This window comes from Candidatus Accumulibacter cognatus (assembly GCF_000584975.1).
Classification (GTDB): Bacteria; Pseudomonadota; Gammaproteobacteria; order Burkholderiales; family Rhodocyclaceae; genus Accumulibacter; species Accumulibacter cognatus.
In genome coordinates this window covers 1-9,632 of the sequence record NZ_JDST02000139.1, presented here as the reverse complement: position 1 = coordinate 9,632, position 9,632 = coordinate 1, and the positions used below count along the sequence as shown (strand labels likewise).

The following is a 9,632-nucleotide window of genomic DNA, read 5'->3' as shown; positions in this document are numbered from 1 at the left end:
TCCGGCTTCGCCGGCTTAGGTTGTCATAGAGCAGAACCCTCGGCAAGCCGTCCCAGGCCGCGAAGGCGGCGGTGTGACCGCGCAGGAAATTCTCCATGCGGGCATCGAGAAAGAAGCGCAGGAAGATCTGTCGCGACCAAGACAGCCCCATCACGAAAGCCATCCACGGCCGGCGGGCGCGGCCGATGTCGAGATGACTAAAGTGAGCCCAGTCGATTTGTCCTAGTTCACCGGGCAGCGTACGCAACCGCAGGTAGGCTTCGTCCTTGGGCCGCGGTCGGTGCAAGGCGACCAGATGCCGGAAATGATCAGGCTGCCCGCGGTAGCCGCGTCCCTTGACCATGACGTAGCGCCGGCTCGCGGTCAGGCTGGGAAACTGTTTCAGGGTCTCGCGAATGAAGGGCAGGTAGGGGTCGATGCGCGAAGCGCGCCGTGGGCACGCCAACCTGTGGTCAGCCGGCCTGTGTGATGACGCGCGAGACGGTGCCGTGATGCCCCTTCAGTTGGTTTGCCATGGTGCCGATGCGCCAGTGCTCGGCATGGTCGTAGCGCAGAATTTGCGCTTCCAGTTCAGGGGAAAGGGTCAAGGGGGGGCTCCTCTTCGCTCAGGTGGGACGACAGATGGAACCCGGCGGCTGTGCAGGAAGCCTTGTTGGACCAGCGCCGAACAGCGGCAGCCACAAAAGTGACCGTGCGCTGTTGGGGAAGGGGCGGGCAATTCGGCAGCAACTCCCGGTTCCCGGCCCAGCACCGAGTTCGCCGCCAGTAGATCATTCAGTGCCGGTGGCATAGAACCCTGATGCGTCATCTTCTGCTGGCGCAGCCGGTAGCGGCGGTTCCGCTCGGCATGTTTGAAGCGGCCTTTCCGGCTCTTCTGATAACGGCGACCGGCGGCGCGCAACGACGCACGGCGAGCGGCCTCGGCACAGCCGTCGGCACAGTAGATTTGACCCCGATCGCAGCGGCTGCAGACGATCACCTGCGCCCGACAGCGATTGCAGAAGAACAGTCGGCCCGTAGCTTCCATCGGCGATTCCCGTCACGCCAACGAGATATCAACAGGGAATGGCAAGCCGTGGAATACTTCCCCTGCACCCGCGCCCAGCACGGTGTGGGCACGGCATCGGTGTGAACTTGGCGGTTGGGGCCGGTGTCGTGCCCGTTCTTCTTGGCGGCATCTTTTTACCGCAACCGAACAGGCCTGTCATCCCTGCGCTACCGCCCAATGGCCGACCCGCTCCCGAACTACCGGGGCCGCGGCCGTGCGGCTGAGGGCGTGTTGAAAGGAGCCCGAAGGGCGACTGGAAACACGCCCTCAGCCGCACCTCGGCTATCCAGGCCGCCTCAAAACCCCGATTCAATCCTGCCTCAGCAAATCCCAACGGGGAGACCCCTTTGCGCATCGCAGCCAGGTTTACGCGGGTTTCAAGCACCATTGACACTTGGTCGGTGCAACAGCAATCCCTGTCGCCTCGAGTGGGCGCCGCTCCGGCCGAATGCGGTGACTCGAGGAGTCCCCATGAACCAAATTGATCCGCAAGCGCTGTTTCGCTTCTCTATCCAGGGTCCGCTGATCAGCCAGCGACAGCTGCCGCAGGGCGAGTTGCAGAAGATCCGGCGTGAGCTGGCTGCTCGCGAGTACGTGATTCCTGGTACCGACCGGCGCTCTCTGGGTGAGAAGACGATCGAGGGGGGGATTACCGCTACCGGGCCCGCGGCCTCGACGGACTGATCCCCAAGGTGCGGGCCGATCGCGGCCAGTCGAAACTCTCCGCCACCGTCCAGACGGCAATTCTCGCCGCCTAGCGCGAGCACCCCCGCCGCTCGATCCGCCAGATCCAGCGCCTGCTCGAAGTCGCCGGCACCGTCTCGCGGGGGACCCTGTCGCGTTCGAGCATCCACCGCCTGCTCCAGCAACAGGGCCTGTCGCAAATCCCCGGCTCGGCGAGCCTGCCCGAGGAAAGGCGCAGTTTTGTCGCTGCTTGCGCCGGCGAGATCGGGTACAGCGACGTGATGCACGGCCCGCGTGTGCTGATCGGCCGTCGCCTGGGGAAGAGCAATCTGGTGTCGCTGTTCGACGATGCCTCCCGGCTGGTCGCTCACGGCGCCTTCTGCCGCGGCGAGACGGCACTCGACATCGAGGGCATGCTCAAGCAGGCGCTCCTCAAACGGGGCGTTCCGGTCAAGCTGGTCGTCGATAACGGCGCCGCCTATGTCGCGCAGACCCTGCAGGGGATCTGCCGCCCGTCTGGGCATCGTCCTGGTCCATGGCCGGCCCTACGCACCCGAGAGCAAGGGTAAGCTCGAACGCTGGCACCGGACCTGCCGCGATCAGTTCCTCAGCAAGGTCGAGGAACGCCCTATCCAGAGTCTCGACGATCTCAACGCGCGCCTGTGGGCTTGGCTGGAACAGGTCTATCACCGCAGCCCGCATGAGGGCCTCGATGGCCAGACGTCGCTCGCCCGCTATCAGCAGGATCTGCCGAAGATCCGTTCGCTGGGACCGCAGATGGCAAAGCTCGATGCGCTGTTTCTGCACCGCGTCCGCCGTTTGGTGCGCAAGGATGGCACAGTGTCGTATCAGGCCGGGCACCTCGAGGTGCCTTTCGAGCTTGCCGGCAAGAACGTTCGCCTACTCGTCGATCCGCATGCCGAGACCGTCGTCGGGGTGGAGAACGACGCCGGTGAGTCGATCGGTCAGGCGACGCCGCTCGATGCGCTCGCCAATCGCGATCGGCGGCGGCACAAGCCTGATCCGGTGGTCGCGGTTCCGGTCAGGAGCCCGAACGCTGGGCCGAATCTGGTCGAGCGGGTTCATGCACAGGACTACGGCGGCCAGGAGGATTGATGATGGAACTGCAACATTTTGGGCTGCGCCATCCGCCGCTCGGCAAGGAAAGTTCCGACCTGTTAATGGGTGACTCCGCCTCTCGCGCAATTCCTTGGTCGCTATTGCGCCTTTCGCTCTGCGCTGGCGAAACCGGAGGCGCCGTCGAGACGGTCTAGGCGGATGACGATCGTTCCCTGAGACTGGCTGCGGGCAAGCACGTAGCGATCATCGACTGCCACCACCACGGCGGGGATGGCTTGTCCGTTAACGTAGAGGTTCACGCCCTTGCCGCTGGCTTTCGAATCCTCCAGCAAGGTGCGCAGGGCGTCATTGGCAAAGGTGCTGGCGGCGAAGGGGGCCAGCAGGGCGATGGCAACCAGTTGGCGTGTTTTCAAGGGAGCCTCCGTAAAAGGGTCGTTCAAGGTTGAGCCTGCCAGACGATGGTGCCGCGCCGTTCAATCCACAGGCTGCGGCCGCCGTCGGTGACGGCGGCGAGGCCGTTCCAGAACGGCCGTGCATAGGAATAGCGCGGGGTGATGAGCCACTTGCCGCTCTTGTCCACATAGCCCCAGAGCTTGCCGTCCTTGGCCGCCGCCAATCCCTCGCCGAACGCGGAAACCCGCTCCCAGGTCGCCTCCAGGACGGTTTTTCCGGTCTTGTCGATGAATTTGCGCTTCTCCCCCTCCCGAACGAGGGCGAGACCGTCGGAAAAGTCCTCGGCGCTGTCGAAGCGGGTAGCGATCACCTGGCGGCCACTGCGGTCGATGAACCCGAACTTGCCGTCACTCCACACGCGGGCCATGCCTTCGTGAAAATCACTGGCGTTGGCAAAGTTCGGCGGCACCACTACTTTTCCCGTGGCGTCCATGAATCCCTGCTTGCGGGCCGACCAGATGCGAATCATGCCCTCGACCGATTGGCCGACGAAATCGACGCCCTCCGGTGTGATGTCCCGGCCCAGGGTGTCGAACGCACGTAGACCGCCCTCCGTTTCCACCCGCCCGATACCGTCCCTGGCAGAAAGGGCCTTGGCGTAACGGGCGGCGACCACCAGTTTGCCGCTGCGGTCGATGTAGCCGTAGCGGAGTTCGCCCCACTCATTGGCAACGCCCACTCGGGCCAGTCCACCGGAGAAGACATCCGCTGCCTGAAAGCGCGGCGGAATGACCACCGTGCCGCGAGCATCCACATAGCCCCAAAGCCGCTTGCTGCCCTCGTCCTTGAGGAGCGCCGGAGCAAGCCCTTCGGTGTAGGGTTCTGTCAGTTCCTCCTGGGGCGGAATGACGAGGGTCCCGTCGTGGGCATAGTACGCGGTGCGCGTCCCCTTGCGGACGCGGATCAGGGGGTCGCCGATGGTGGGTGCCTCCCGGAACTCCGGCGGGACGATCACTTTGCCGCTGCGGTCGATAAGGCCGATCTGGTCGCCCTGGCGAATCTGAAAGAGGGCCGGTTCGTTCCCGCCGGCCAGTGCTAGCAGGGAAACCATCGTCAGCACGCTGCCCAACCAGAGATGCGCTCGATCCATGTTCACTCCTCCCGGCTTTCAATCATCATACCGACGTTTTACTTTCCTGTCGCCCTGCCTGCTCCCTGCCTTTTCCTGGTGACTCTTGCCTGCCCCTTGCCGGGTTCCACCCTGGCCGGTGAAGGTTCATGGTTGCAACCCGTATCCGACGGCGCCACCACCCATTCAGAATCGAAGGGAAGACCCTGGTCAATGGCAGCCTGCACCGCCTGAACTGCCTGGACTGCCTGCTGCGCGTTCCGAAGTGATCCCCTTGGATGGCATCGGATGGGTTTATACATCTTGCCATTTGAAGGGTTATTCTGGAAGGTAAGGCACCAGCTCTCAGTCAGACGACGCTAACAACCAGGGCTGCCTCCTCTTGCTGCCAGCTCAGTGGTATGACGTAGGCCTTGACGTTTGCTGGCAGTGCGATTTGCTGATGGGGATCTGTAATGACGTCCGGCACCGAGATGATGAATTCGTGACCGAACATCCGGCGTGCGTTGCCAGAAATCGTGTTGGCGATTTCTCCGGCGAGATCGGCGAGGTTTCGCAACGAGACGTCGGTTTCTCCGCCATGTACGAGCAACTGCCTCAATAGTGCTGCCGTGGCGGTGAAATAGACGCAGCCGTGGCGATTGCCGGAGATGCCGATGAGTCCGGTAAAGTCGAGGACCGGCAGGGTGCCCTGATCACCGAGGAACGGCGTGCCCATTTCTGCTGGGCGTCCAGTCTGCTGTTCGAAGTAGTGCTGGACGATGTCGATAAAAATGCGCAGTTCCGCTTCAGTCATTGCTGTCGTCCGATAACAGCTCGCCGATCGCCTCGGTCAACTCCGACTCGCTGAATGGTTTGCAGAGAAAGCCTTGTGCTCCCTCCTTCAGCGCCTGAATTGCCGTTGCCTTGTCGGCCAGCGCCGAAACGACGAGGATGTGCACCTTGGGATCGAGCGCACGCAGTGCACGGATGCATTCGATCCCGTCCATTTGCGGCATCGTCAAGTCCATCGTCACGAGATCGCAAGGTGTCGCCTGGAAACGCAGCAGCGCATCGCGGCCGTTGGCGGCCAGGCCAGCAATTTCCAGGCCGTATTCGCCGAGGCAGCGAGCGATTTTACTGCGAATGATGTTCGAATCATCGACAATCAGCAGTCGCTTCATGGCGTGCCCCCACTCCCAGAAGTCAGTGGTGATTTGCCAACCGGATGAGGCGTCAGGCGGATGCGAAAATGGCAGTACTCGTTGGGCGTCGAACCGATGCGGATATGCCCGCCGAAACGGGAGACGAGATCCCGCACGGCGTCTAGTCCGGCGCCACGTCCAGCGTCAGTATCTACGACCTCCTGCGAGCTCATTCCGGGCTCGAAAATCAGACCGACGATGCGGCGATAGTCCCAGGTCTCTGCCTCCTCGGCAGACAAACGGCCCTGGGCAACGGCAGCTTTGCGGATTCGATCAACCGAAAGGCCGCGGCCGTCATCACGGAAACTCAGTTCGATCGATCCGTCTTCGCTCTGCGATATGTAGATCGAGATTCTGCCGGATTCCGGCTTGCCGATCGCCTTGCGCTCAGCAGGGGGTTCGATTCCGTGCACCACGGCATTCCGAAGGAATTGATGGATGATCGTCTGGATGGTGTCACTCAGGGGCAGAGGCAGCGTACCGATGTCGATTCCGCTGTAGCTGACCTCGGCCCTATTGCCGTGGCGAGCGGCAATCTGCCCGGCAAAGTCGTACCAGCGCTGGACGAAAGGAAGCCTGCCGACGACCGGGTCGTGTTGCGGACGCGCGTCTTCGATGGTCGTGATTCCGCGAACCTGCGAGATCCGCACGATCGCGTTCTGGATCGTTTCGATCTGTTCGAACAATCCCCGTATCTGTACAACGACGGGCAGAAAGTCCTCTCCAGACACCGAGGTCCGCTCGCGCAATGCCGACAGGAGATCTTCGAGCTGGTCGAAGGTGCCGGCCAGGCTGTTCATTCCGAGCGCGGCCGCGTCACCCTTGATCCGGTGGGCTTGGCGGAAAATGGCGTTGACCTGGTTGTTCCGGCTTCCTGGTGGATCGGCTTGATCGCGCAGCAACGCATTGATCGCCTGCAGCCCGTCGACCGCTGTGCGGAGGAACTGGTGCAGCGCCGCCGGTTCGACCACCATGATCTCGACCAGCATGCCGAGCTGCCCGCGTGCGCGATCCTCGCTCGCCTTGAGTTCCTGCTCGAGCAGCACGCGGCGGGTGATGTCGTTGACCGTGACCAGCAAGTGGGTCACCTTGACACCTTCGCGTACACGATTGAAGGAGAACTGCAGGTAGCGCGCTTCCGGAGCACCCGAACCCTGACCAGCGAGCAAGTGCACACAGTTGAGCGGATTGACGCTGGCGACCAGTTTCTCCTTGACATCGTGATTGAACAGCAGGTCAAGGTATTCGCGAGCCGTATCGAGTGTCTTCGAATCTACGCCCGTGCGCAAAAGCTCGAGGAAATTGCCCCCGCTCGGCACGGCCATGCCTAGAATGCCGCTGAGCGCCAGCGAACGCTGTGAACCGACGTTGTACTCGGGGTCGAGCAGGAAGAGTCCCTCCTGAGTCGTGCGCAGGATATCGTCGGTCTCCTTGCGCGCACGTTCCAGTTCCCGGTCAGTACGGCGCAGGTGACCGATGAAGTGGAAGAGGATAACGGCGAAGTTGATGGTTGCCAGCGAGATCCCGGTGACCTGGACCATGCGCAGCGTGGTGGCCTTGGAGGCTGCGGCCTGTTCGACACGGTTGGTCAGATCGTTCATTAACTTGAGTAGCTGCAAGTTGGTAGTTTCCGCCAAGCGCGCGAGTTTCTCTGCCTGCTCAAGACTCAGGTTTTCATCAGAGAGCGAGCCGATCGATGCCACCAAGGGGCTCCAGCTTGCGCTGGCCTGGACCAGGATCGCTTGCACCTGATCGTCATCAATCCTGGCCAGCGTGACTTCATCACCAGCACCGCTGAGAGTGGTACCGCCCTGGGAGAAAGCAATTAGCGTTCGATTAAAGACGGCAGAAGCCTGTCGCAATTCGGCGAGTTCGTTGACGAACGGCTTTACCTCGACCATCCGACGCTCCACTTGCAGGGCAGTCTTGGCAATCCGCTGCGACAGCATGCGCTGGCGCCCGGCAAGGTTGACCAGTAGTGCGTCACCGCTGATCTGGCTCGAGATCACGAAATTGAGCACCAAGACAGCCAGATCGAAGATCAGGAACAGCGCGATCGACAGAACGATACTACGGTACTTTCCCAGTTCCAGCTTGAACATGCTTCTCCCCCCTGTACCGTACGTGTCTACCGCCAGCACGCCACATGTGTAAGCACCCAGGCATTCGGCGTTCCAAACCCTCGGTCCCGCTTCGCAATCCGTGTCCGGTAACCATGATTACCTATTCAGGCCACCAAGCATACGGGGCCTCAGAAATGCCTGTCAACGAATGATTTAATGGAGAGTCATAGATTCACGTCCCGTCGTGCAGGAAGACATGTCCAACTGGAACTGGCGTCGAATTGAGAATGCGAAAGGGTGCGGCGGGATGAGCCGACTACCAGGTGCGCAAGTGGCGTGCCGGGCACAACCACATGGCACTCGTCTGCGTCGCACGACTCTCTCTCATCAAGGAGCGACGACGGCACTTGCCCTACGCCGGGTTGCTGTCCTGTACCGATCTCGTCGACAGGCTCGGGGCGCAGCTCCCGGTGAAGATCCGTGTCCCCAAAATGACCTCATACCAACCATCGCCGAGTTTCATGCGAGACGACAAAGCGCCCGTGACAGCGCCTATCGAAGACAGCCTCAAGATTCAGGTGCATCCGCACGCTTCGAGTAACCTATCCCGGCAATGACCCAGGAGGTTCAACAGCGATTTGAGGGGTGCGTCCGTCTCATTGCGAATATCGACGACTCCCGCTCTTCGGTCGCGAGTCCGCTGGGCACGCTTGAGCTCTTTATCCGTCATCGCTCGCTTGCCCTGGAGTAGGCGGCTTCTTTTCGTGATGCTCGCCAAGGAGTCGGCCCTCTTCTCCTCCGGTTCAGGTGACCGTCTCGACAGAAAGGGAACGCTCGGAGGCCGTCCCTCCCCCGGTCGGCAGGCATCGTTCGACCTCCGGGCGTAGCTTCGCCATTTTCAGGATCTCGGATTCCAGCCTTTCGATCTGTTCGTTCAGGCAGTGCATTTCCGCCAAGTTGCTCTTCAAGGCCAAACGGCTTCTTTCTCCCAGAGCCAGTTGTTCAACGTCCGTTTCCTGCCAGCGCTTGATCTCGTTGGCGCTCGTGCGCCCTCACGTGTCGCAACTCAGTACTCAGTACATTCTCGATGCTCAACATCTGCCTTGATCTCTGCCCCACCAACTGGTTGCGCTTGCACATCAGATTCCGTATACCACGCGCTTGCATCGGACAAATGTCCCCTACTGTGGTGGTCAGTCTGTGATTTTCCAAACCGACTGTAATTCCCAGGTTAGGAAGCCGGCCAATTGATTATCAAGTCTTGCAAGCTTGTCGACCGTTTTCTGCAACATGCCCTGCCTGCCGGTTTCAAGCGCATCCGTCACTACGGCCTGCTCTCGCTGGCGCACCAGAAAGAGACTCTGGCATCCGCCCGCACGGTACTCGTCGTGCCGCCGCCGGAGCACGCGGTGATCGAGTCCGTCGCCGCGTCCATGCCGCCGGGGTGCATCGAGCATGCGCGCTGCCCACATGGCGGGATCGGTCAGTGGACACGCCCCTCCTGCCACCATGTGACCATCCAAACCTCTGAGCCTCCTTGATGATCGATTGGTATTCCTTTCTTCCGGAGCAATCGGACGGCGGTGCCGTTCGCATGCCTGGCGGGCAAGTGCTCCCAAGAACCCCGCGTTCACTCCTGCCGCCTTGGCTAGTCGTCCTTCCTCCAGCCATTCTGCTCATCTGTAAGCGTCAATCCGTTGACCGACTTCATGCCAAACGATTGACTTTCGCCGGGCCTGCCTTACAATCTCCATCGATACTGCGATTGTAGCGGTACAGTCCAACAACGTTTATCCGCCGCGGATGTGCCAGGGCTTGAACCGAAATTTTTCGGTGCGACAGACAAACGCAATTTGTTAAGCCACTTGAGGAGTACGGAATGAAACATCACCTCATCACCGTCTCAATCCTGTTGGTCGCGCTAACGCTTTACGCACTGGGTTTCTTGGGCTTGAGTAGCGCCGCTCTAATCACCGGCGCGGCGTTCGAGCTGTGGTTCTGGGTCCGGCTCATTGCCCGGCGCGCTCCGGTAAGGCGTTAAGCAAAAATAA

General features: G+C 61.3%; 11 protein-coding genes and 1 pseudogene. 5 read left to right on the top strand and 7 right to left on the bottom strand.

Features of this window, described 5'->3' with window-relative positions:
• Nucleotides 1–587, bottom strand: a pseudogene (locus tag AW06_RS19330) (IS21 family transposase); the annotation flags it as partial.
• 212 nt (nucleotides 588–799) lie between these two features.
• Between AW06_RS19330 and AW06_RS19325 the strand changes: the two are divergent.
• The 4 genes from AW06_RS19325 to AW06_RS21510 all read left to right on the top strand — a co-directional run bounded on the left by AW06_RS19325 (nucleotide 800) and on the right by AW06_RS21510 (nucleotide 2,848).
• Nucleotides 800–1,132 carry a hypothetical protein gene (locus tag AW06_RS19325; RefSeq protein WP_034953742.1) on the top strand — a complete coding sequence of 111 codons (333 nt, stop codon included), beginning with the start codon at nucleotides 800–802 and terminating at the stop codon, nucleotides 1,130–1,132.
• A 387-nt stretch (nucleotides 1,133–1,519) separates the two neighbouring features.
• Nucleotides 1,520–1,732: a hypothetical protein gene (locus AW06_RS21520; protein WP_337958810.1), complete on the top strand. Its 213-nt coding sequence runs from the start codon at nucleotides 1,520–1,522 to the stop codon at nucleotides 1,730–1,732.
• Between the two features lie 281 nt (nucleotides 1,733–2,013).
• Nucleotides 2,014–2,301: a transposase family protein gene (locus AW06_RS21515; protein WP_337958809.1), complete on the top strand. Its 288-nt coding sequence runs from the start codon at nucleotides 2,014–2,016 to the stop codon at nucleotides 2,299–2,301.
• Nucleotides 2,213–2,848, top strand: a complete 636-nt coding sequence (locus tag AW06_RS21510; protein ID WP_337958808.1) for an integrase core domain-containing protein — start codon at nucleotides 2,213–2,215, stop codon at nucleotides 2,846–2,848. Before AW06_RS21515 ends, AW06_RS21510 begins: the two co-directional genes overlap by 89 nt.
• Before the next feature lie 101 nt (nucleotides 2,849–2,949).
• Here AW06_RS21510 and AW06_RS19315 read toward each other — a convergent pair whose 3' ends face one another.
• The 6 genes from AW06_RS19315 to AW06_RS21370 form a co-directional block, all read right to left on the bottom strand.
• Nucleotides 2,950–3,225, bottom strand: a complete 276-nt coding sequence (locus AW06_RS19315) for a hypothetical protein (protein WP_034953739.1) — start codon at nucleotides 3,223–3,225, stop codon at nucleotides 2,950–2,952.
• Nucleotides 3,226–3,248: 23 nt separating this feature from the next.
• On the bottom strand, nucleotides 3,249–4,355 hold the full coding sequence (locus AW06_RS19310; RefSeq protein WP_034953736.1) for a WG repeat-containing protein: 1,107 nt from the start codon (nucleotides 4,353–4,355) through the stop codon (nucleotides 3,249–3,251).
• Nucleotides 4,356–4,683: 328 nt separating this feature from the next.
• On the bottom strand, nucleotides 4,684–5,130 hold the full coding sequence (locus AW06_RS19305) for a chemotaxis protein CheX (RefSeq protein WP_034953734.1): 447 nt from the start codon (nucleotides 5,128–5,130) through the stop codon (nucleotides 4,684–4,686).
• Nucleotides 5,123–5,497: a response regulator gene (locus AW06_RS19300; protein ID WP_034953731.1), complete on the bottom strand. Its 375-nt coding sequence runs from the start codon at nucleotides 5,495–5,497 to the stop codon at nucleotides 5,123–5,125. The genes AW06_RS19305 and AW06_RS19300 overlap by 8 nt, the downstream gene beginning before the upstream one ends.
• Complete coding sequence (locus AW06_RS19295; RefSeq protein WP_034953729.1) at nucleotides 5,494–7,620, bottom strand: ATP-binding protein; 2,127 nt, start codon at nucleotides 7,618–7,620, stop codon at nucleotides 5,494–5,496. Before AW06_RS19295 ends, AW06_RS19300 begins: the two co-directional genes overlap by 4 nt.
• A 764-nt stretch (nucleotides 7,621–8,384) precedes the next feature.
• Nucleotides 8,385–8,549, bottom strand: a complete 165-nt coding sequence (locus tag AW06_RS21370) for a hypothetical protein (RefSeq protein WP_171047448.1) — start codon at nucleotides 8,547–8,549, stop codon at nucleotides 8,385–8,387.
• Between the two features lie 279 nt (nucleotides 8,550–8,828).
• On the opposite strand from AW06_RS21370, the gene AW06_RS21365 reads away from it, so the two are divergent.
• Entirely contained in the window at nucleotides 8,829–9,122 is a 294-nt protein-coding gene (locus tag AW06_RS21365; protein ID WP_138679019.1) for a transposase, read from the top strand.
• The last annotated feature ends 510 nt before the right edge of the window (nucleotides 9,123–9,632 follow it).

Excerpts from the sequence above, each read along its gene's own strand:
- AW06_RS21515 (WP_337958809.1), top strand. The coding sequence starts at position 2,014 with ATGCACGGCCCGCGTGTGCTGATCGGCCGTCGCCTGGGGAAGAGCAAT.
- AW06_RS21510 (WP_337958808.1), top strand. The coding sequence starts at position 2,213 with ATGTCGCGCAGACCCTGCAGGGGATCTGCCGCCCGTCTGGGCATCGTC.
- AW06_RS19295 (WP_034953729.1), bottom strand. The coding sequence starts at position 7,620 with ATGTTCAAGCTGGAACTGGGAAAGTACCGTAGTATCGTTCTGTCGATC.
- AW06_RS19305 (WP_034953734.1), bottom strand. The coding sequence starts at position 5,130 with ATGACTGAAGCGGAACTGCGCATTTTTATCGACATCGTCCAGCACTAC.
- AW06_RS19310 (WP_034953736.1), bottom strand. The coding sequence starts at position 4,355 with ATGGATCGAGCGCATCTCTGGTTGGGCAGCGTGCTGACGATGGTTTCC.
- AW06_RS21520 (WP_337958810.1), top strand. The coding sequence starts at position 1,520 with ATGAACCAAATTGATCCGCAAGCGCTGTTTCGCTTCTCTATCCAGGGT.
- AW06_RS19325 (WP_034953742.1), top strand. The coding sequence starts at position 800 with ATGCGTCATCTTCTGCTGGCGCAGCCGGTAGCGGCGGTTCCGCTCGGC.
- AW06_RS19300 (WP_034953731.1), bottom strand. The coding sequence starts at position 5,497 with ATGAAGCGACTGCTGATTGTCGATGATTCGAACATCATTCGCAGTAAA.